This is a genomic window from Mucilaginibacter rubeus (assembly GCF_003286415.2).
GTDB lineage: Bacteria > Bacteroidota > Bacteroidia > Sphingobacteriales > Sphingobacteriaceae > Mucilaginibacter > Mucilaginibacter rubeus_A.
Map to the genome: position 1 here is coordinate 1,173,038 of NZ_CP043450.1, position 23,130 is coordinate 1,196,167.

The following is a 23,130-nucleotide window of genomic DNA, read 5'->3' on the forward strand; positions in this document are numbered from 1 at the left end:
TGGTCATCCTAAAATCTTTCTAATCAGGGTTCCTATACTCTCAAAAATGTCTTCTTAGTATACAGGTAGTACAAAAACAACCATTTCACCATCACGTAGCAAATAGCCATTACTACGATATTATAGGGATCGCCAACTAACTGGCCTATCCAACCAAAGAAACCTTCAGTAGTATAATCCCATTTAATGAAGTGGCCAGATACGTAGATCAGGATGGAGTTCATACCTATCACCCTGAAATAAAAGGACCACTTTTTGTACCCCTTTACATCAATGATATAGTAAAACAAAGCCATCAGCAATAAGCTTAAACCGCCTACGTGCAGTACAAATGAGCTTGTCCACAGGTTTTTGTTGATCGGGAAATCAAGGTTCCAGATCTGGGCCAGTACCAGGAAGATAACGCCAGCTACAGCCATGGTAGCTACCTTGCGCATTTGAGTTATGTCTCCTTTTTTAAGTAGTATGCCGGTAAGTATCCCTAATATACCGGTACTGATAGCCGGAATGGTTGAAAAAAGCCCCTCAGGGTCATGGATGCCCAAATACAACCTGCCGGGTAATATACTGCGATCAACATATGAGGCAAAATTGCCCTTCATGGTCAGATCGCCAATTGGGAAGCCTGGTGCCGAAGTAAACTTAAGCAGCAGCCAGTAGCCGATAATGAAAAAGCAAAACCATAACATTTGCCAGCGCTCTTTACTGTACAGGTAAATGATGTTGGCGAACATGTAGGCAATACCTATGCGGCCGAGTACGCTTGGGAACCGGATCTCGGCAATGGGCATGATTTTTATCCCGTTGTTTACTACAAGCCCAAGCAGCACTAAAATAAATGCCCTTTTTATAACCCGAAGCAGTAATTGCCGACGGGTTTTGCCTTTTTCCAGTTCACGCCCCACAGAAAATGGGGTTGACACACCCGCCATAAACAGGAACAAGGGGAAAATCAAATCGTAGAGGTGAAAGCCGTTCCAATCTGGATGGGTAAACTGGTTGGCTATGGCGCCCCAAAATGGTGAGCCGGTGGCTTTAGCCATTCCGTGAAAGATCTCTTCGCCACCCATAATCCAAAACATATCGAAACCGCGAAGGGCATCCAGTGAAAATAAACGGGTAGGGGCTGCATTAATATCATCGGCCTGTTTGGCACTCGCCTGGTTTGCTGTAATAGCCATTAGTTTAATTGTATTTTTAGGTTTGAACTAAAGATATGAAAACCAATACTATTTAAAATTATTTTTTTACATCAGTGGACTTTTAAAAGCAGTTTAAAAAGATTTTGCATTCTTATGTAGAGACGCATCACATGCGTCTGCCGCAATGCAACTGTGGGCCTTTTATATAGAGAGACGCATGTGATGCGTCTCTACGTGGGAGAAAAGATTTTAGAAATAAATCCAAAATGCCGCCGTAAATTCGCAGCCTTATAATTATGCCGATGTTAGAGATCATTTATCGTGACGAACACTTGATTGCCATCAATAAGCCGCATGGGTTGCTGGTACACCGTTCGTCCATTGCTGCAGATGCTTCAGAATTTGCACTGCAATTGCTTCGTGATCAAATTGGCATGAAAGTTAACCCTGTACACCGTATCGACCGTAAAACCGGCGGGATCCTGCTTTTTGCATTCAACAAAGAGGCTGAAATAGCCATGCAAAAAGCATTTATGGAAAACCAGGTAAGTAAAAAATACCTGGCTATAGTTCGTGGCCATACACCCAATACTGAAGATATAGATTATCCCCTCCGAAAAGAAAACGGCACCCTGCAGGATGCATTTACTACCTATACAACCTTAAAACGTGCCGAACTTGATATCGCCTTAGGTAAACATTCTACTTCACGATATTCGTTGGTTGAAGCTGTGCCTACCACCGGGCGCATGCATCAATTACGTAAACACCTGAGCCATATATTTCACCCCATCATCGGCGACCGTACCCATGGTTGCAATAAACAAAATAAGCTCTTTTTAGAGCAATGGGAAATGACAACTATGCTGCTTCACGCCTCTGAGTTAATGTTTAAGCATCCTGTAGGTGGCGAAGAAATAAAGATAGAAGCAAATCTTCAGCCTGAATTTAAACGGGTGATGGAGATCATGGGCTGGTAACTGTATTAAGCTTTAAGCAATTATTTAAACAAAACCGATCTGCTATTGTATTAATAGCATGGAAAAATTGGTCGTTTTTGATCTGGATACCGAGGATGGTATGCGCCAGATCAGTATTGAGGCGGTACACCAGCTAATACCAGGTACCCATGTATATGCTACTGGTGTATTTAGATTAAGTGAGGGTGAAACAGATTTAGGAGATATTGTTTTTGATGATAACCTGAAAGAGTGGGAATATACCTGTATGGGGAATTTAAATCACCACGAAGCAAAGAAAATAGCACGGTTTATCAAACATAATTTTAGTACCGAAGTAGCTGGATAAGATTATGGAGTAATATAAAATACCCGTTCAAGCGTCTCTCGCTTGAATGCCCGTGAATAGGAGCGTCCACGCTCCCGATTTAAGTTAATCGTGGGCGCTTAAACCTGCGCAAATGATTAGCCCGCCAGATTTTTACCGTATCTTTGCGCCTCAACTAACAAATCCCATATGATTGATCAGGCTCTGAGTAACCTCGGCATAACTGCCCTTAACCCTATGCAGCTTGCCGCGCTTAGCGCCGCTAAAAAAGGCGATGTAATTCTTTTATCGCCTACAGGATCGGGGAAAACACTTGGCTTTTTATTGCCCTTATTAAATTTGCTTAAGGCCGATATTGACACGGTACAGGTCATGATCCTGGTGCCATCGCGCGAACTTGCCTTGCAAATTGAACAGGTTTGGAAGGCAATGGGTACCGGCTTCAAAATTAATTGCTGTTATGGCGGTCACGCAGTAAAAATTGAACGCAATAATCTTTCGCATCCGCCTGCCGTTTTAGTTGGCACGCCGGGGCGGATTGCCTTTCACCTGCGGGAGGAAAATTTTAGCACCGATACCGTTCATACACTTATACTTGATGAGTTTGATAAAGCGCTTGAATTTGGTTTTCAGGAGGATATGTCGTACATCATCAGGCAGTTGCCTGCTGTTAAAAAGCGGATCTTGACTTCGGCCACTAAAATGGATGAGATCCCGGCTTTTACCGGGGTGGACAAGCCTGTTGAAGTAAATTTTTTGGCTAATGTAACTTCGGCACCCGATATTAAGCAAAAGGCTGTGATATCAGAGGCGGCTGATAAACTGGATGCCTTGTTCGCGTTGATCTGCAAAATAGGAAATAAGGCCACCCTGGTGTTTTGTAATCACCGTGAAGCCGTCGACAGGATCAGCGAACTACTTTGGTATAAAGGGCTTGAACATGACATTTTTCATGGCGGTATGGAACAGGACGACCGGGAGCGCGCCCTTTTAAAATTCAGAAACGGAAGCCATCGCTTGCTGATCACTACTGATTTAGCCTCGCGCGGGTTGGATATCCCTGAAATAGAATATGTGGTGCATTATCAGCTGCCGCATAATGAAGAAGCTTTTTTACACCGTAACGGTCGCACAGCGCGCATGAACGCCAAGGGCACATCGTACCTGATGCTCACGCCCGATGAAAAGCTACCATACTTGAAACAATTACCTGAGATTGAACAATTGCCCGAAAAGCTGATATTTCCACCTGCATCGCCTTGGGTTACATTGTACATAGCCGCCGGGAAAAAGGATAAAGTTAATAAGGTGGATATAGTCGGTCTGTTACTTAAAAAAGGCGGATTGGCGAAGGATGATCTCGGCCTGATAGAAGTGTTGGATTATTCATCATACGCTGCCATCAAACGTGATAAAATAGAGGGCGTTGTAAAACAGGTAAAAGCCGAAAAAATTAAAGGCAAAAAGGTGAAGATGGAAATTTCGAGGTAATTTTGTTAAAAAGAAAGATATAATAATGAGCAATAACGATATCATGAAAAAGCTGCGGGTGGCTATGAAATTTACTGATGATGATATCATCAAGGTTTTGGCGCTGGTTAATTTCAGGATCACCAAGGCAGAAATAGGTGCTATTTTTCGTGCAGATGATCACCCAAACTTTAAACCCTGCGGCGATCAGATCCTGCGTAATTTCCTGAACGGACTTATCATTTATAAACGCGGCCCAAGGGAGCCAAAACCAAAACCGGAAGCTGAGAAGTAAGGTTGTTGGAGACAACTCCAACAACGGCTAAATGGCAACAATAAAGGGATTGTCATTGCGAGGAGGAACGACGAAGCAATCGCATGCTATACAGAGCGGCTCTGCTTCCGTGCGATTGCCACGCTATCGCTCGCAATGACATGGGTATTTTTTCAGTGCCCCTCCACAGGTTTTTCCTGTATTAGCTTGTATTTACCCGATTTAATGAGCTTTTGCTGCTGCGCCGAAAACGAGGTACGCCCGCCAAAATCCTGCACCCAGTAGGTTTTATATTCCGCTACGCCAACTTCTTTAAAATCGGGGTTCATGAGGTTGCGGCAGTGACCTTCGCTTTTAAACCAGCCTGCCATTACCTCGGCAATACTTAGTTGACCCTGCGCTATGTTTTCGCCTATCGCAAAACTCTTAAATCCTTTAAATTTATATCCTGCGTAAACAATTCGGTCTTCCATACTGCGCCCGTCCTTACTATCGTGGCTAAAGTAGTTTTGGCGTGCCATATCTTTAGCATGACCAACGGCTGCATCTTCCAGATCGTTATTCCAGGTGAGAGGTGGAGCAGGAGGAAAATATTTGCTGCCGCAATTACAGCCCTTTTGCCGGGTAGCATTAATACTGTTCAAAAACTCGGTCCTGAATTTTTTGCTGCTTTGCCCGTAAACGTTATCCAAAAACAACAGGGCAGCAAATAATAGTATCAACTTTTTCATCTTAGTGTTATGACACTTTTAAACGCATGTGGTTTAAATTATTGTTTCGGCCGCCTGATAGCTGAACGCCAGCGGCCGGTTTTCTTTCGCCTGTAAATAATAACAAGGGTTATAACGACGAGAACAAGAGTTGTGGCGATGAGAAAGATAATGAGGTTATGTGCCTGGCGTATCTTAGCATTGGCCTGCGCCTGGAGTTGCTGGTATATACTTTTTTTTTGGCCAATACCGAATCTTTCTTTTTGATCTTGATAGAATCTGCCGCGGCTACCTTTGCGATACTGTCAACCGTAACCTGGTTAAGGCTATCGTCTAAAAACTCGTGACGTTTAATGGCAGCAGCAGCTTTTTCAAAATCATTCATTTTGCGGTACAGTTCGGCATAACCCACCTGTACCACCGATTCCTTTTTAGGATCATGGGTTTTGAGCGAAAGGTTTAAAGCATCGTTCAGATCCTTCATGCTTAATTTATAGTCCTTGATATCACTTTTAATAGCTGCCAGTTCAATTAACGAGGTAATGATATTAAGGGTATCCTTTTTTTGCCGCGATATGGTGTTCGACTGTAAAATGAACCATTTGGCCTGGATAAACTTTCGTTGTGAGCGGTAAACCTTCGCCAGCGCGTTAAAGCTTGTACGCTGGCCTAAAGTATCATTATATGTAGAATAGTAATGCAGCGCGAGCATGGTATAGTTAAGCGCCTCGGTCTGGAAATAGTATTTCATCCGCCTGGTTGATACAGTATCGTACGTTAAATAATAAGCGGCTATTTGGGTGTAGATAGGACCTTTCAGCGAGTCGCCGGTAATCTGTAATTTTTGCTTAAGACTATCCAGATCACTTGCATGTGCAGATAATTTAAATGCGGCTGTCAGAATAAAAAGTAAGGTAAAAAGTCTCTTCATATAACAGATTACTCGAAAATACAATAATCTGCTTATAATTAGGCAAATAGCGTGCCTGTTTAACGTAATCTTAATATAGTTTATGAGAACAGAATGACTTTTGACTCGTTTAGTAACGATACAGGCTGTTTTTCAGGATAATATCCCCGGAAATATTAATCAACAATTAGCAAAGCCTTTTTCCACAGCACTGGCTTTGCTACAGAAGATTGTATGCAAAAGGAGATTTTGTACAGTAGATGCTGCTTAAGAGATCACCTTCTCGTAGCTGTTCAGGGCAGACTGTAAACCGGCAAATTTATTTACCAATACGTTGTACAATGTTATACCTAAACAAGCGCAGGTAATGCCGGCTAATACGTCAAGTACATAGTGGTGACTTGCATATACAGCCGTGAACCAGATGCCAACAGTTACTATAGCAAAGAAGATATTAACAAGCCCCAGTCTGTTTTTTATGCCGTAGTAAAGCACGATAACCGGGTAAGAGGAGTGTAGCGATGGCATAGCTGCGAACACGTTTGATCCTTTGGTGTAGATATTCTTGAAAACATCCGCGTGAAAATAAGCGTCAAACCTGGCCAGGCCTGCAGTATTACCCATCGTTAGCGGAATAAAATGGAACCCATGATATTGAACAAACCATGGTGGTGCGGCAGGGTAGGTGTAATAAACGATAAAACCTAATATGTTTACCAAAACAAAGGTCAGCGAAAAATTAAGGAACTGTTTTTTGTTTTTGAAAAACAGGTAAGCGGCAAAGCCAAGTGGCACCGGGATCCAGCACAAATAAAACAGGCCTGATATTACATCGATATAAGTTTTTGTATTGGCAAGCCAGTATTCGTTAGGAGTTAGCAATTTCCCATTAAAGTGGATGCCGAACAAATGTTTTTCTGCATTGTAAAGCTGCGCGATATGTACCGGGTTGTAGTTATAATTGGGGAAGGCCTTCATGTAATCAAAAATGATCCAGTACACTATAAAAATAGTGAAGCCCAATATAAACTTGCGTGTTATGGCCGACGCATAAAACAACACGTTAAAAATAACTACCAGGGTAAGCTCATCGGGTTTATAACCGATAAGAAAAGTGGAAAGCGCCAGGTAAGCAACGGAAAGCAGCGAAACAATAATTACCGACTTGATATTTACTGTTACACCGTTGTTGGCATTGGTCATTGTTATTTTTTTAAGAAATCTGAACGGAAAATTTTATCCCAGAAAGGTGAACTAACACCGTAACCCTTTTCAGGATCCTGGTAATGGTGCAGCATGTGATGCTGTTTTATCTTCTTAAACAAACCGCTTTTAAAGTTAAAGTGGTGCATGGCATAATGCGATATGTCATAAAACAGGTAACCTAAAATAAAGCCAGGGAAAAAGCCCCAGATATAGTTTACAGGCAGCATCCATTTAAACAAAAAGAAAAAGCCGGTTGCCAGCGGAATGCTTAATGATGGTGGTAATACCAAACGTTTGGCATCGCTCGGGTAGTCATGATGTACACCATGCATAATAAAGTGCAAACGTTGCGCCCACTCCAGTTTTTCGCTTGGCTGGTAATGGAAAACAAAACGGTGCATAATGTATTCGGTAATGGTCCAGATAAACAGACCGAAAATGAAAAGACCGATATAGCTTAATATATCCAACCCTAAATCAAAAAATTTATAGCTGCAATATCCAATAACAGGTACAAAAATGTACAGGGGCACAGTGTAATGTACTTTTGAAAGTCCCTCTAAAAAATCGCTCTTGAACATTCTCACAGATTCCTGTGAGTTGGATATATATTTCTTTTTCATGATATAATCAGGTTTAAAAATGCTTTACTATTTCTCTGCCTGTTTACGGTGTATTAATTTATTAAAGACGATTGGCCTTAAACCAACAAAAGGCAATTTTAGCAAAGATATTGCTAAGTGTAAATGCCTTTATTTTATTGTTGCGAAGATATGATATTTTGTCGGTTGTTGTAAGCTAAGGTTACTATTCACTTATCAACCTGCCAACTGGCACTGCTTACTGCCAACTTATTTACCTTCTTCTTCCAGCTTCATTAATGCTTTTTTTGCTTCTCTTAAGCGGTTAAATGCAGTGATATTGGTTAACACAGCAAGTATTACAATAGGAATAGTAAATATCGATATAGTTTCAAACACATGGAATTTAATGCCTGGGATAAACAATTTGTAGTTACCACCAATGTATTGTGCCACAATACCAGATAAAGCTGCAAACAAACCTATTGTTACCACACGTTCCGGCCTTTGCATTAAGCCACCTTTAATTTCAACACCTAAACCTTCGGCACGGGCACGTACGTAGCTAACCATCATTGAGCCGATAAGCGCGATAAAGGCAGCTATTGAGCTCAGGAAGTAGTGATGAGCCACCAGGTAATAGCAAATACCCAAAAACATGATCAGCTCGCTGTAGCGGTCAAGTACCGAGTCATACAGAGCCCCAAATATCGATTTCATGTTTCCTAAACGGGCTACCTGGCCGTCAAGCATATCAAATAAGCCTGCAAAAAGGATCAAACCACCTGCCCAGCCCACATAGCTCAGGTCGCCGCGGTTGCCTTCTTCGGCTCCCAAAATAAATATACCGGCAACACCTACGTTAAGTACAAAACCAATAGTGGTAACGGCATTAGGGGTTAAGCCTATTTTTATGAGGATCTTCACAAACGGATCAATAACCTTATAAATGCCTAATTGCAAGTTGGTTCTGAATGATCTCCTAAGTGTTGTTGTTTGCTGTTCCATATTTCTCTCTGCTTATTTAGGTGCGATGATTAGAAGTCGAATTTAACCCTTGTACGCAAACCCCATTGGGCAACGTTTGGCTGGTCAAGGTAAGTAAAGCGCCTTACAAAATCTATGCGTATAAATTTAAATATATTTTCGATACCAACACTACCTTCAACGTAAGGTGTTTTACCTATAGTATAGGTGATTGGCACGCCATCGGCGCCAACCGGAAGCTGGTACAATGACGGGTGTATTGAAGGATTATTTTGGTCAGATAAACCACCGTATAATACTTTTAACGATGCGGTTTCACGCCATTTCAATTTCTTTAACAACGGTATTTTGTTAAAGAAGAAACCACTGAAGTGCTGGTCTATCCTGAAGCTTGCGTATTTATCGCTCACAAACTCTAAAAAGTTCATTAAGTTGTATGAGTCGATATCGTAAGCGTAAGTTTGGTTGGCCCTGTGTATGGTTAATAATGGGTATGGCACCGAACCGAAAATTTTGCCAGCAGAAACGTTTATATCCGCGTAACCTAACTGTGAAAAGTAAAAGCGTTTATCGGCACGGAAATCAAGCTTCTGATAGTTGTATTCGCCGTTAAAGAACCCTTTTATACCTTGAGCATAGTCAAGCTCAAATGCAGGATATTTGTTAGGGATAGGGATACGATAGATCTTGCCCTGGTAAAATTGCTCATGAGGTGCCCAGCGCACGCTCGCGGTAAGCTCGGTAGTAGTTAAATGGTGGATCGAGTTTGGCAGATCATTGATCACATTATCAAAATATAACGATCCTGCCGGCTCCTGGGTCCATTTTTTGAAGCCTGCTGCATATGAAAAGTGGCTTTCCAATTCATGCACATAATCAAACCTGTAAAAATCATTGTACAAGAATTTATCATTCACACCACGTTTGAATGATAACAGGAAGTTATCTTCTTGAACGAATTGAAGGCTTGCACCCGGAATTTTGGTATCGCGCTGAAAGCTTGCCCTGATATAGTTTTGCGGGAAACGATAAATAGATTTATCGTTAAGGGAGTAGGTAGCGCTTAAAAAGTATTTCCAGCGTTCATCTTTAAAACCATAAGCCGCATAAGTTTCAAAATAGTAACGTTTGCTCAATTCGGGCGTCGTACGACCTCCAATACGCAAACGCAAACCCTCAACTGGGTTAAAGCTATAAAATGTATTTGCAGGGCCTAATTCAAACTTACCGAAGCCTTTGTAACCAGCAAGTAGCAGGGTTGCAATATCAACCGTACGCTTAAATGATGGCATATTGCGCAGGCTATCAATGTTTTTATAAACCTTTGATTCGGCCAGCGTTAATGTATCCGGTCTGTTTTCCTGCCAGAATGAATCAGGGCGATGTTTTACCTCATCGCTCAGCTCAGCATATTCCGAACCCTGGTAAGTAGTATCAGGACGTGGCTTGTTTACCACATAGTTGCTGTATGTTATAGCCCTTATACCAAATAAACCACTCTTAGCATCTTTTTTGGATGCACCAAAGTCGGCAATGGTAGTGCTTTTGCTCAGGTGGTAACGTCCATCAGGGTTTTGCTGAAACTCCAGGTTCACGGTCATGGACCTGATGAAGTTGATATTAATATGCTTGTTGATGGTCAGGTCGCATTTTTGTACAGCATAGTTACCATCAAGGGTAATATAGATACTACCTTCAAAAAGTACGTCGGTTGTATTACGCGGGGTAAAATCAAGCTTTACGAGCTTGTTGTTGTGCGCGTCAAGAACGGTATCTGCAATAAAGTATTTGTAGTAATTAGGCGAGTTATCAGAGATAGGGCTCAGGAACTGGCTGGTTATTAAAAATACGTTGTTGGTATAAATATCAACCTTGTTGTAAAGGTGTTTAAAATACTGGGTAAGGCCTTCGTTATCAATACCAGGACCGTAGTTTACACTTTTTTGCCCTGTTATATTTTCCCTTGTTTTTTCAGGGTTTTTGCGGTAGTAAACCTGTTGCAGCTTTTCGTCAAGATAGATAGGGAGTAATGATTTACCCGGAATTAATGAGCTATCGCGGTTATCTAAAATGAACTTGTATTTGCGGAAGAACTTCCTGTCCGAAAACTGGGCTGATACATTGCTCAGCGCAAACATCATTTTATCGTATTCCTTGTATTCAACATAATCATATGCCTCAGGACGGTTCTTTTCTTTGTTTTCGATAACCTTGCGGATCAGCTCAACAGCGGGATTATCTCTGTTATGGTATTTAGGTTTTTTACCCGATTTTACAACAACTTCGTTAAGTTGTTGTGAGGCAGGAAACAATTTTACATTGATAACCTGTTCCTTACCGGGAATAACCGCTAAAAAGGCATCTTTATAACCCAAAAACGAAATTTTGATTTGTTTATAATCCTGATTGCTGGTTACAAGGCGATATTTACCATTAACATCGGCAGTGGTACCTGTTGTAGTACCTGTAAATGATATGCTAACAGAAGGAAGGGTTTGTTTGTTACCTGCATCGGTAACAATACCCGTTATTACCGTTTGCTGTGCATATAATGCCGAAGCAGAAAAGAACAGTATTAAGAAGAATAAGCTTTTATAAAATTTTTTACAATCCATGTACTTAGTGCATTGTGCAAATACAAACTTCTTTTTTCGGCTTAACTGTATTATTAGATAAAGAGGTATGTATAAGTTATTCAAATGTTTTTGACGGATTAATTATGCCCGCCCCTGTATGTTTTTCATTAGTCCACCACCGAAATTCACCTTTTTTACCTCAATTTTACACTCCCGGCAGTGGTTGTTACGGAGTTCACAATTAACAGGCCAAAGGTAAAAAAAATCAGTACAGACTAATGTGGTCAAAAAGTCAAATATTGTTTACAGCTATTTTACCATCATATTACAACAACAATAAGTAAATCCAAACAACGGTTTTAGCATATGGTTAGTATTGCTGATTGTGCGGGATCTATTGTGTTAGTATTTATTTAATGTTTTGATAATTAGATAATTGTATGTTATTCTGTAGACTTTTTAGGCTATGGAAATAACATTAATTTAACAATTTTAAGCTTTCCGTAGGTACGATTTTGACTTTAAAATAATGTTACCGGCTTATGATTTTTTTACCTCATAAAAACAAAACAGCCGTAGAGCAGGGGTTCTACTACTTACGGCTGTTTTGACGGTATTTAGTAATTTAACGATTATTCAGTAGCGAACATATCGTCATAATAATCTAACCCAAGATGTGTGATCAGGTCTTCGCCCATCAGGTAACGAAGTGTATTCTCCAATTTGATCAGTTGTTTGAAGATATCGTTTTCTGCGTGTAAACCTGGTGCAGTTTGAGGCGATTTCAGGTAGAATGATAACCATTCCTGGATACCACTCATGCCCGCACGTTTAGCTAAGTCACAGAAGATAGCCAAGTCAAGCGCGATAGGGGCAGCAAGGATCGAATCGCGGCAAAGGAAGTTGATCTTGATCTGCATTTTGTAGCCTAACCAGCCAAAAATGTCGATGTTGTCCCAGCTTTCTTTGTTATCGCCATGCGGAGGGTAATAGTTGATACGGATCTTGTGATAAATGTTACCGTAAAGCTCCTGGTTATCTTCAGGTTTGAAGATATCTTCCAACACACCCAGTTTTGAAACTTCTTTAGTTTTGAAGTTATCCGGATCGTCAAGAACCCAACCGTCGCGGTTACCCAAAATGTTGGTTGAGAACCAGCCGTGTACACCTAATGAACGTGCTGCCAGGCCTGGAGCCAATACGGTTTTCATTAAAGTTTGACCAGTTTTAAAGTCTTTACCGGCAATTGGAGTTTTGGTTAATTTAGCCAATTCAATCAGGGCAGGGATATCAACGGTTAAGTTAGGGGCGCCGTTAGCGAAAGGAACGCCTAATTTTAATGCCGCGTAAGCGTAGATCATGCTTGGAGCGATCAGTTTATCATCGTTTTTCAAGCCTTCTTCAAAAGCAGCTAATGACTGGTGTACAGCTGATGCTTCGTAGTAGATCTCGGTTGAACCGCACCATACCAAAACAACCCTGTCAAGGCCGTTAGCCTCTTTAAAGTTTTTGATATCTTCCATAACCTGCTCGGCAAGCTCAAGCCTGGTTCCGGTTTTAACGTGGGTACCATCAAGGTTCTTAGCATAGTTTTTATCAAATGCAGCTTTCATTGGTTTTATAGCTTCCAATTCGGCTTTAACTGCTTGTAAAAGAACCGGTTCAAGTACCTGAGCGTTTGATGCAGATTCAAATACGTTATCTTCATAAACGTCCCAGCCGCCAAATACTAAATCGTTTAAGTTGGCGAGCGGAACAAACTCATTAATTTTAGGATTACGGTTTTCGGTCCTTTTTCCTAAGCGTATGTGGCCCATTTGAGTAAGGGAGCCAATTGGCTGCGAGATGCCTTTTTTAACGGCTTCAACGCCGGCAATCAGGGTAGTTGCCACGGCGCCTAATCCTGGGATCAGGATACCAAGCTTACCTTTGGCAGGTGTAATGTTGATTTTCATTTATGTAACTATTATTTATTAAAATTAAGTGGCTAAAGCCATTTGTTGACTTTATACCATTTTAGCGTTTCGGCCACACCGTATTGCAGATTGTACAAGGGATAAAAACCCAGGTCGGATTTTGCTGCTTCAATATCACAATTCCAGTTAATGGCGGTTAATTCATTAAGCTTTTCTATATTCAATACCGCAGCCTTGTTGCTCAAAGAACTTACTTTTTCGGCCACTGCGGCTATTATTCTTACAAAATTTACAGGCAGATGAAATTTTAAAGTTTTTAGCTTCAATACCTCTTTGGTAATGTTACCTAACTCATAGCGGTCGTAAAAATTACCATCGCTCAGGTTAAATGTCTTGTTATTACCACCATACAAAGCCTTGATACTTGCCTTGGCCAAATCTTTAACATATATAAAGCTTAGCTTTTGCGGGGTATTGCCAATGTATGGCTCAATGCCTTTTACTACCTGTTTAAAAAATATAAATATGCCCGTATCCCTTGGTCCGTAAACCGCGGTAGGCCTAAGTATGGTATAGTTTAAGCCGGTTACCGTTTTCAGTTTTTCTTCGGCAAGCAATTTACTCCGGCCGTAAGCTGTAACTGGCTGCGGCGTGGTTGCTTCTGTTATGGTACCGGTTAGTGAATTAAGCGGCCCAACGGATGCCAGGCTGCCAATAAGTACAAACTTTTTCAGATCGGGGCAAGCTTCATGAGCTGCCGATGCGAGGTTATAAGTGTACGTAGCGTTAATGCGGTTATATTCGGCTTCGGAACGGGCGCTGGTTACGCCGGCAGCGTGTATGATATAATCGGGCTTTATTTCCGCGAGTTGTTTACTTAGTGTTTCCCTATTGTTAAATTCGGGGTAAATATATTGAATATCTAAATCGTTTAAGTGACTTATTTTACTACTTTTTCTGACGGCTATAAAAACTTCCAGATTGTTTTGTAAGGCCTCTTCAATTAAATGATATCCAACAAATCCGCTTGCACCGGTTATTAACACCCGTTCCCTCATATTGCTTTTTGATATAACCTGTATTTTTTATAAGGATCGCCTTTAATGGCTTCAATGGCACGATTCATCATATCGTTGTTTTCCAGTGTCCAGCCTGCTTCAGCATGTTTATAACCTTTGGCTTTATACTGTTTTATGATGGTGCCATATAAACAGGCTTCGATGCCCATTTTCCGGTAATCTTCAATAACACCTAAGGCGTAAATGCGGATACCGGTAATGCTTTTCTTGCCAAACAATAATTTGAAAATACCGGTAGGCAGTAAGCGACCGCGTTTTATTTTCTTGAAAATATCGTTGTAATCGGGCAAGGCCAGGCCAAAGGCTACTATTTTACCACGTTGTTCGGCTACTATGGCAAAATCAGGATCGAGGATTAACTTAAGGTCTTTGGCCAGGTAATCATACTCTTCATTAGTTAAAGGCACAAACCCGGTGTTTTTATCCCATGCCGAGTTATAAACTTCGCGCAGCTTTTCGGCCTCTTCCTTGAAATTTTTAAGGTTGATTTTACGGATGATGATATCGTTACGCTTCAACCGCTCTTCAAGCGAGTTTAATAAACGTACCGATTTATCGTCATAGGCTTGCCCTTCCCAGTGCCATCCAATCAGGTCAACATCTTTGGTGAAACCAAAATTTTCGACCAGGTTAGCATAATAGGCAAAATTATAGGTGTTCATCAGGAATGGCGAACTGTCAAAACCTTCAATTAACAAACCGCAAGGTTCATTGGTTGAAAAGTTGGTTGGACCTAATAATTTGCCGGTAACACCTTTTTCTTTAAGCCATTTGGTAACGGTTTCAAAAAGCACATTGGACACATTGGTATCATTAATGCAATCAAAAAAACCAAAAAAGCCATCGTTAACGTGGCTGTATTCATTATGGCCGTTATTAAGGATGGCAGCTATACGGCCAACTATTTTATCACCGTCATAAGCTAAAAATGGCTGTACAGTGTTGTGTTTATGAAAGGGATGCTTGGTTAAAAGATCTCTTTGGGCAATAAACAATTCGGGAACGTAATAAGGATCGTCCTTGTACAGGTCGTGCGGAAAATCAATAAATGAAGCCAGTTCTTTTTTTGATTTAACCGTTACAATTGTAATCATGTGTGGTAAATGATTGAATTAAAGCAAATTGGTGTGCCTTAAAATAATAATGTGCATTTAGCTTACCTTAAAATAAAAGTAGCTAAATGCACAATTAGAGTTCTTCATTATATTTTTTCTTTAACAGAAGCGTTTACACCAACTTCTTTAAAGGCTTTTGACAGTTTTTCAACAGCTTCGTCAATTTGCTCAAAGGTATGGGTAGCCATTAATGAGAAACGGAGCAGTGATGAATCAGAAGGAACGGCAGGGGATACAACCGGGTTAACAAATACACCAGAAGCTTGCAGGTGTTTGGTAACCGCGAAAGTTTTTTCGTTATCACGAACGTAGATCGGCAAAATAGGGCTTTCGGTAGGGCCAAGGTCAAAACCTTCTTCCAGTAAAAGCTTCATGGCATAATTTGTATTATCCCATAATTTTTCGATCCTTTCGGGCTCGGTTTCAATGATATCTAACGCTGCAATTACGCTGGCTACAGAGCCCGGAGGCATACTTGCGCTAAACATCAATGAACGTGCACGGTGTTTAATATAATCAATTGTATCCTGGTCGCTGGCAATGAAACCACCTAACGAGGCTAATGATTTACTGAAGGTACCCATGATCAGGTCAACCTCGTTGGTTAAATTAAAGTGTGAGGCGGTACCTGCACCTTTATCACCAATTACCCCAAGGCTGTGCGCGTCATCAACCATGATATTGGCGCCGTAAGTATCGGCAAGCTCAACAATTTTAGGCAATTTAACGATATCGCCTTCCATGCTGAAAATACCGTCAACGGCAATAATCTTCACGGCATCTTCAGGAAGTATGCTTAATTTGCGCTCAAGATCGGCCATATCATTATGGGCATACTTGATCACTTTTGAAAACGACAGGCGGCTGCCGTCAATGATACAGGCGTGGTCATACTCATCAAGTATGATATAGTCATTACGACCGGTAACGCACGAAAGTACACCAAGGTTTACCTGGTAACCTGTGCTGAATAAAACAGTGGCTTCTTTACCTACATAGTTAGCCAGCCTGTTTTCAAGCTCAATGTGAATATCAAGTGTACCGTTCAAAAAACGTGAACCGGCACAACCTGTACCATATTTGTCAATTGCTTTTTTTGAAGCTTCTTTGATTTTTGGATGATTAGTAAGGCCTAAGTATGAGTTAGAACCAAACATTAATACCCGCTTGTTGTCAATAATTACCTCAGTGTCTTGTGCAGACTCAATAGGCCTGAAATAAGGATATAACCCTCGTTCACGTAGCATGTTGGCCACTTGAAACTGAGCGATTTTCCCATGTAGTTTTTTAACCATGTATATTAACTCTGCTTAAATTTTGTGTAAAAATACCATGAATAAGCATATAACTTATACGGTGTGTGTAAATTTTTTTAAATAATGCCTATTAACGTATTGATACTACTTAAGAAGCACACAAATTCTTACAAGGCAAATTAATTAATTTTTTTATTTATATCAGGCCTATTATTTTCATTTTTTTGTAAAAAGCCCAAAAAGCTTACACTATCCCGAGTTTTTGTAAAATTTTAGGTAAAATTCTTGTTCCTGATTTTAATTTAGTAATATTAATTACATATTCGCATTCCTTCGTATAAATCCTGTACAAATTATAAAACTTTTCTTTATGATTTTTGCTTGATATACACAGTTATCTATAGCTACCGTATGAAAAAAAACAAGTACTTTTTAGCAATTCTTGTACTTAACTTAACATTTAATTTACATAGCAAAAGTTATGCCCAAACAGCAGCCGACAGCATAAGCGGTCCGGTTACGCTGAAACAGGCTATTGACTTTGCATTGCGTAACCAGCCAACCGTGAGGCAGGCCTCCATTGATGAGCAAATCAATGAGCGTGATATCAAAATTGGCCTTTCGGCCTGGCTGCCGCAGGTGAACGGATCCGGGCTTTATAACTACTACTATAAAGGTAGTCCGCAGGCGGGAGCGTCCGGCGCCAATATCCCAAGTAACGCGGGGAGCATCCGTAATCTTTCAACTTTGGGTGTTACAGCTTCGCAGGTATTGTATAACAATGATGTGTTTCTCGCTTCAAGGGCAAAAAGATATTCGCGCGAATATTATAAACAGAACACGCTGAGCAGCCAGATTGATGTGGTAAGCGATGTAAGCAAAGCTTTCTTTGATGTTTTACTTTCTGAAAAACAGCTTGACATTACCAATGAGGATATCGTCAGACTGCAAAGAAGCCTTAAAGATGCCAAAAGCAGGTATACAGCTGGTGTATCCGATCCTACAGATTATAAGCAGGCTACCATCTCATTAAATAATTCGTTAGCTACCCGTAAGCAAACCGAGGAAGCCATTAAAAGCAAAACGGCTTTGCTGAAGCAGATCATGGGCGTTGGGGCGGCTGCACAGTTAAACCTTTCTTATGACTCTACCCGGTATGAGCAGGAAGCAAGTATTGATACCCTGCAACAGCTTAACATCAATAACCGTATTGAATATCGTTTGCTCGAAACAAGCAAGGCGCTCAATAACCTCAACGTAAACTATTACCGCTTTGGGTTTTTACCTTCGTTGTCTGCAGTAGGCAGCTATCAGCATGCATACTTCAGTCATGATTTCAGCGATCTGTATAACAATTCATTCCCTACAGGCTATGTAGGCTTAACACTTGCCGTACCAATTTTCCAGGGGACTAAACGACTGCAAAACCTGGCCAAGGCTAAGTTGCAGGTTGAACGTACCGATCTGGATTTGATCAATACCAAAAACTCCATTTTTACAGAGTACACCCAGGCATTGGCGGCATATAAAAGCAATTATACCAGCTATCAGCTTATTCGCGAAAACGTGAACCTGGCGAAGGATGTATATAAGGTAGTAAGTCTGCAGTACCGCGAAGGGGTGAAAACTTACCTGGATGTAATTGTATCGCAGGCCGATCTTCGTACCGCCGAACTGAGCTATTATAATGCACTGTTTAATTTGCTAAGCAGCAAAATTGATCTGGAGAAGGCATTGGGGATATTGCCTGTTCAGCAACCGTAAATCATCGTCATAAAAAACAAAAAACTACAGCAACTCAACGAACAACCTATTCTACATGAAACATACATATATATATTGGTTAGCCCCTGCAGCACTTTTAACATGGGCATCATGCGGTAAACCTCAAAAAGGCGGACCGGCCGCCATGCCTCCAACCCCGGTATACCTTGCCGAAGCTAAAACAGCCGAAGCGGTGTACTATGATAAATATCAGGGTATTGTGGTTTCGGTAAACACAGTTGAACTGCGCAGCCAGGTTCCTGGTTTTGTAACCGGCATCTTTTTTAAAGAAGGTGACATTGTGCAAAAGGGCAAAGTATTGTATGAAATAGATAAACGCAAATACCAGGCGGCATATGATCAGGCTAAAGCAAACGTATTAAGCGCCGAAGCTAATCTGGTTAAAGCGCAAAAAGATATAGACAGGTATAACATGCTCCTGAAGAGCGATGCAATTGCCCGTCAAACGGTTGATCAGGCACAGGCTACTTATGAAACCAGTAAAGCCCAGGTTGCAGTAGCTAAAGCCGCGCTTGAGTCGTCCCGTACCGATTTGTCATATGCCACCATTACTGCGCCTTTCAGTGGCCGTATCGGTATTTCGCAGGTAAGGCTGGGTACGCAGGTATCAACAGGTACTACTTTATTGAACACCATATCGGCAGAACACCCTATTGGTGTGGATGTAGTGATCAACGAGCAGGATATCAACCGCTTTTATAATCTGCAAAAATCAAGCACCGACAGTACATTTAAATTGGTACTGCCCGATGGAAGTAAATACGCCAAAGCAGGTAAGGTGCTGGCGATTGACAGGGGGGTGAATAATCAAACCGGTAGTATTAAGGTAAGGATTCAGTTCCCGAATGAGGATGATGTGCTGAAGGATGGTATGAGCTGTGTTTTGCAAGTGTTGAACAGTCAGTCGGGCAATAGGGTACAAATTCCGTTTAAGGCAGTAACCGAGCAGATGGGCGAGTTCTTTGTTTTCGCGACAAGGGATACCGTTGTTAAAGATACTGCGGCTGATAAAACAGTTAAGGACAGGCGCGATACTATTGCCAAACAGGTGAAAGTAAAATTAGGGCCGCGCATTAATAGCGATGTTGTGGTAATGGATGGTATTAAACAGGGTGATAAAGTGATTACCGACGGTTTCCAGCGTTTGCGTGATGGGGGCAGGGTTACTGCCGGATCTGCAGCACCGGCCGGAGCGGCTCCTAAAAAATAATTTTATACCGAAGGAATAAACTTAAGCTGAACAAGGGCACATCTACCCTGGAAACTTAATATAAAGAAAGAATGATCGCAGATACTTTTATAAAACGACCGGTTACCGCCATTGTAATATCATTAGTGATATTAATAGTGGGTATCCTGTCAATTACCAGCCTGCCGATAGGCCAGTACCCCGATATTACCCCGCCAACCGTTTCGGTTAGTGGTACCTATACCGGTGCCGATGCTTTAACCGTTGAACAAACCGTAGCCACTCCGGTTGAGGTACAGGTAAACGGTGTACCGGGCATGACCTACCTGCAAAGTAACAGCAGTAGTAACGGCCAGATGAGTATGACCGTTAACTTTGACGTTGGTACAGATATTAACATTGCCGCGCTTGATGTGCAGAACCGTGTGGGGATTGCCCTACCTACTTTGCCGCAGGAGGTACAGCGTTTAGGTATGGTGGTACGTAAACGTAACCCGAGCATCCTGATGCTGGTGGCCATGTTTAGCCCAAAAGGCACACATGATGTTACTTTTACCGATAACTATACCAACGTATTTATAAAGGACGCTATTTTGCGTACCAAAGGTGTGGGTGACGTTGTTACCCGTGCCGACGACTTCAGTATGCGTATCTGGCTTAACCCGGATAAACTTGCCGCTTTAGGTATGAGTGCAGCCGATGTAACTACGGCCTTGCAGGAACAAAACGCGCAGGTTGCGGCCGGTACAGTGGGTGCTACGCCTCAGCTAAAAGGACAAACGTTTGAATATTCGGTAATTGTAAAAGGCCGTTTAGAGAAACCGGAAGAATTTGGCAATGTGGTGATCAAGACCCAGCCTAATAACGGCGGCATTGTACACCTTAAAGACGTTGCCCGTATAGATCTGGGTAAATTCAACTATTCAGGTAACTCGTTTGTTGATGGAAAAAGGGCTTCTTACCTTCTGGTTTACCAGGCTCCTAACAGTAACTCGCTCGAGACTGCTGATAACGTGTATGCCACCATGAACGAGCTTAAAAAGAGTTTCCCTACAGATATTGACTACGTGGTACCATTTGAAGCAGTAACTGTGGTAAAGGTATCTGTAAGCGAGGTGATTGATACATTGGTTATCGCGCTGGCACTTGTTATTTTGGTAGTATTCCTGTTTTTACAAAGCTGGCGAACTACACTTATCCCGGTACTGGCTATTCCGGTATCTATTATTGGTACGTTCATCTTCTTTATTCCGCTCAACTTTACCATCAATACGCTTACACTCTTTGGTTTCGTATTGGCTATTGGTATTGTGGTGGATGATGCCATTGTGGTAGTGGAAGCCGTACAGCATTATATGGACGAGGAAGGGATGACGCCTAAGGAGGCCACGCAGCACGCCATGGCCGATATATCCGCGCCGGTAATAGCCATCGCCTTGATTCTTGCGGCCGTGTTTGTGCCGGTAGGTTTTGTGCCGGGTATAGTAGGGCGATTGTATCAACAGTTTGCTATCACCATTGCTATATCAGTATTGATTTCGGCTTTTGTGGCGCTTTCATTAACACCTGCGTTGTGTACGCTGTTATTAAAACCGCACAAGATAGACGAAAACTCAGGTGGACTTAATAAGTTCTTTTTTAAGTTCAATAACTGGTTTACACGTGTAACAGGCAGATACCGTAATACGGTTGATAAGAGCATCAAAAATTCAAAATACATTATCATTTTGCTGGTGTGTATTATAATAGGAGCGATTTTATTGTTCAGAAGTAAACCGTCAGGCTTTATTCCGCTGGAGGATGATGGTCGTGTATACATCACATTTGATCTCCCTGAAGCATCATCAACGGGTAGAACAGTGGACGTGCTGGGCCGAATGATGAAGACCCTTGACAGCGTACCCGAAATTGCGCACTACGCGGCTTTGGGCGGATTGAACGCTATCAGTTTTGCAAGTAAATCAAACAGTGCTACCATATTCGTGCAGCTTAAACCCTGGGATGAGCGTAAAGAAAAGTCACAGCAAATAACGGCCCTTGTTGCCCGGTTAAACCAAAAGCTGAGCAAATACAAAGAGGCCAACGTGGTGGTGATCCAACCGCCTGCTATCCCTGGTTTAGGTAGTACAGGTGGTTTCTCGTTCATATTGGAAGAAAAACAAGCGGGTGGGGATATCAAAGTGTTTGAAAAAACGCTTCGCACATTCCTGGGGGCTATCAATCAGCGTAAAGAAATTGCAAGGGCGTTCTCGTTTTTCACAGCAAGTACCCCAGCATATCAGTTAACTATAGACCGTGAGAAGTCTAAAAAACTGGGGGTAGCTATATCTGATGTCAACAACGCGCTACAAACCTATTTGGGTAGTACCTATATTAACGACTTTACCATTTACGGGCGTAATTTCAGGGTAGTGGCCCAGGCCGATACCAGTTACCGTACCAATGTGCAAAACATCGGTCAGTATTTTGTGCGCAATACCGCCGGAGCTATGGTTCCGTTAAGTACCCTTACATCGTATAAGGTAATTGAAAATTCTCCGTTGATATCGCACTACAACCTGTTCCGTTCGGCTGAGATTAATGGTAGTACCAAGCCTGGCTACAGTAGTGGTGACGCTATTACCGCATTAAAAGAAACAGCTGCACAGGTATTACCACAGGGCTATGGTTACGAGTTTTCGGGCTTGAGCCGTGAGGAGTTATTATCCGGTTCAAAAACAGTGTACATATTCGCGTTGTCAATTGGGTTCGTATTCCTGTTCCTGGCTGCATTGTATGAAAGCTGGTCTGTGCCGTTCTCCGTATTATTATCGGTACCATTGGGTGCATTTGGGGCTATATTGTTCCTTACGTTCTGGCCAGACCTTACCAATAACGTTTACGCGCAAATTGGTCTGATAACGCTGATAGGTTTGGCGGCGAAGAACGCCATTCTGATTGTGGAGTTTGCCAAGGAGCGTGTAGACGCGGGGATGGAGCTGGAGAAAGCAACCCTTGAGGCGGTAAGGCTTCGTTTAAGGCCAATCATCATGACCTCGATGGCCTTTATATTAGGTGTAGTACCATTGATGATTGCATCTGGTGCAGGTGCTGAAGCCCGTAAAACCATAGGTTGGACGGTATTTGGGGGGATGCTCACCGCTACATCATTAGCGATATTTATAGTGCCGGTTTTATTTTACCTGATCACCAAAATGGCTTATGGTAAAGAAAAACTTGCCGAGCTTGAAAAAAATTACGACCCTAAAAAGCACGGTCCTGAAGCTTAATAACATTGTTTGAATTTTGTAAAAAGAGAGACGCGCGCCTCTCTTTTTTTGTTTTAATGCAGTTTTGGTATGCCTTTCACGATTGATGAAATGATGTTTATCGTCACTAAATTTCGTGTTTGCATACACTTTTGCATTGTAAGCAGGGCAGTTTTTAACAAGATTTTTACTCAGGCAGATACACTTTTCCAGTGCGCGAATATGTGTTATGTCTCCTTAAAATGATGCTGATTTTCAATTACTAAGGTTGTAGTTATTGGATAAAATACGGTTGTTTTAATAGTTAAACTAATATTGGCAAAGGCAAACTGTGCAAACAATGGCAAAGTATTTGTTAAGATGGGGTTAATACAATGAAAAATTAAGATTTAACCATTG

The 23,130-nt window shown here is 41.7% G+C and carries 18 protein-coding genes; 7 read left to right on the forward strand and 11 right to left on the reverse strand.

The window, feature by feature from the left end; all coding sequences use genetic code 11:
- Nucleotides 1–32 precede the first annotated feature (32 nt).
- A complete protein-coding gene (locus tag DEO27_RS04795; protein ID WP_112576051.1) occupies nt 33–1,181 on the reverse strand; it encodes an acyltransferase family protein in 1,149 nt (382 codons plus the stop codon).
- Nucleotides 1,182–1,444: 263 nt separating this feature from the next.
- Here DEO27_RS04795 and DEO27_RS04800 point away from each other — a divergent pair, with 263 nt between their 5' ends.
- From DEO27_RS04800 to DEO27_RS04815, 4 genes are all read left to right on the forward strand, one after another.
- On the forward strand, nt 1,445–2,122 hold the full coding sequence (locus DEO27_RS04800; protein ID WP_112576052.1) for a pseudouridine synthase: 678 nt from the start codon (nt 1,445–1,447) through the stop codon (nt 2,120–2,122).
- 58 nt (nt 2,123–2,180) lie between these two features.
- Nucleotides 2,181–2,450 carry a hypothetical protein gene (locus DEO27_RS04805; RefSeq protein WP_112576053.1) on the forward strand — a complete coding sequence of 90 codons (270 nt, stop codon included), beginning with the start codon at nt 2,181–2,183 and terminating at the stop codon, nt 2,448–2,450.
- A gap of 168 nt (nt 2,451–2,618) precedes the next feature.
- On the forward strand, nt 2,619–3,920 hold the full coding sequence (locus DEO27_RS04810) for a DEAD/DEAH box helicase (RefSeq protein WP_112576054.1): 1,302 nt from the start codon (nt 2,619–2,621) through the stop codon (nt 3,918–3,920).
- A gap of 25 nt (nt 3,921–3,945) precedes the next feature.
- The gene (locus DEO27_RS04815) at nt 3,946–4,194 is read left to right on the forward strand and encodes a DUF1456 family protein (protein WP_112576055.1); all 249 of its coding nucleotides are present in this window, start codon (nt 3,946–3,948) and stop codon (nt 4,192–4,194) included.
- Between the two features lie 152 nt (nt 4,195–4,346).
- Here DEO27_RS04815 and DEO27_RS04820 read toward each other — a convergent pair whose 3' ends face one another.
- From DEO27_RS04820 to spt, 10 genes are all read right to left on the reverse strand, one after another.
- Nucleotides 4,347–4,904, reverse strand: coding sequence for a CAP domain-containing protein (locus tag DEO27_RS04820; RefSeq protein WP_112574175.1), 558 nt, complete (start codon nt 4,902–4,904; stop codon nt 4,347–4,349).
- Between the two features lie 109 nt (nt 4,905–5,013).
- The gene (locus DEO27_RS04825) at nt 5,014–5,814 is read right to left on the reverse strand and encodes a hypothetical protein (protein ID WP_112574174.1); all 801 of its coding nucleotides are present in this window, start codon (nt 5,812–5,814) and stop codon (nt 5,014–5,016) included.
- Between the two features lie 246 nt (nt 5,815–6,060).
- Complete coding sequence (locus DEO27_RS04830) at nt 6,061–6,996, reverse strand: phosphatase PAP2 family protein (RefSeq protein ID WP_112574173.1); 936 nt, start codon at nt 6,994–6,996, stop codon at nt 6,061–6,063.
- 2 nt (nt 6,997–6,998) lie between these two features.
- Entirely contained in the window at nt 6,999–7,622 is a 624-nt protein-coding gene (locus tag DEO27_RS04835; RefSeq protein WP_112574172.1) for a sterol desaturase family protein, read from the reverse strand.
- 228 nt (nt 7,623–7,850) lie between these two features.
- Nucleotides 7,851–8,588 carry a CDP-alcohol phosphatidyltransferase family protein gene (locus DEO27_RS04840; protein ID WP_112574171.1) on the reverse strand — a complete coding sequence of 246 codons (738 nt, stop codon included), beginning with the start codon at nt 8,586–8,588 and terminating at the stop codon, nt 7,851–7,853.
- A 29-nt stretch (nt 8,589–8,617) separates the two neighbouring features.
- The gene (locus DEO27_RS04845) at nt 8,618–11,182 is read right to left on the reverse strand and encodes a DUF5686 family protein (protein WP_112574170.1); all 2,565 of its coding nucleotides are present in this window, start codon (nt 11,180–11,182) and stop codon (nt 8,618–8,620) included.
- A 593-nt stretch (nt 11,183–11,775) separates the two neighbouring features.
- Nucleotides 11,776–13,098, reverse strand: a complete 1,323-nt coding sequence (locus tag DEO27_RS04850; RefSeq protein ID WP_112574169.1) for an inositol-3-phosphate synthase — start codon at nt 13,096–13,098, stop codon at nt 11,776–11,778.
- 32 nt (nt 13,099–13,130) lie between these two features.
- The gene (locus DEO27_RS04855) at nt 13,131–14,117 is read right to left on the reverse strand and encodes an NAD-dependent epimerase/dehydratase family protein (protein ID WP_112574168.1); all 987 of its coding nucleotides are present in this window, start codon (nt 14,115–14,117) and stop codon (nt 13,131–13,133) included.
- Nucleotides 14,114–15,232: a GNAT family N-acetyltransferase gene (locus DEO27_RS04860; RefSeq protein ID WP_112574167.1), complete on the reverse strand. Its 1,119-nt coding sequence runs from the start codon at nt 15,230–15,232 to the stop codon at nt 14,114–14,116. The genes DEO27_RS04855 and DEO27_RS04860 overlap by 4 nt, the downstream gene beginning before the upstream one ends.
- Before the next feature lie 107 nt (nt 15,233–15,339).
- Entirely contained in the window at nt 15,340–16,548 is a 1,209-nt protein-coding gene (gene spt, locus DEO27_RS04865) for a serine palmitoyltransferase (RefSeq protein ID WP_112574166.1), read from the reverse strand.
- 372 nt (nt 16,549–16,920) lie between these two features.
- On the opposite strand from spt, the gene DEO27_RS04870 reads away from it, so the two are divergent.
- The 3 genes from DEO27_RS04870 to DEO27_RS04880 all read left to right on the forward strand — a co-directional run bounded on the left by DEO27_RS04870 (nt 16,921) and on the right by DEO27_RS04880 (nt 22,752).
- A complete protein-coding gene (locus DEO27_RS04870) occupies nt 16,921–18,273 on the forward strand; it encodes a TolC family protein (protein ID WP_112574165.1) in 1,353 nt (450 codons plus the stop codon).
- 55 nt (nt 18,274–18,328) lie between these two features.
- Entirely contained in the window at nt 18,329–19,504 is a 1,176-nt protein-coding gene (locus tag DEO27_RS04875) for an efflux RND transporter periplasmic adaptor subunit (RefSeq protein WP_112574164.1), read from the forward strand.
- 71 nt (nt 19,505–19,575) lie between these two features.
- A complete protein-coding gene (locus DEO27_RS04880; RefSeq protein ID WP_112574163.1) occupies nt 19,576–22,752 on the forward strand; it encodes an efflux RND transporter permease subunit in 3,177 nt (1,058 codons plus the stop codon).
- Nucleotides 22,753–23,130: the final 378 nt, after the last annotated feature.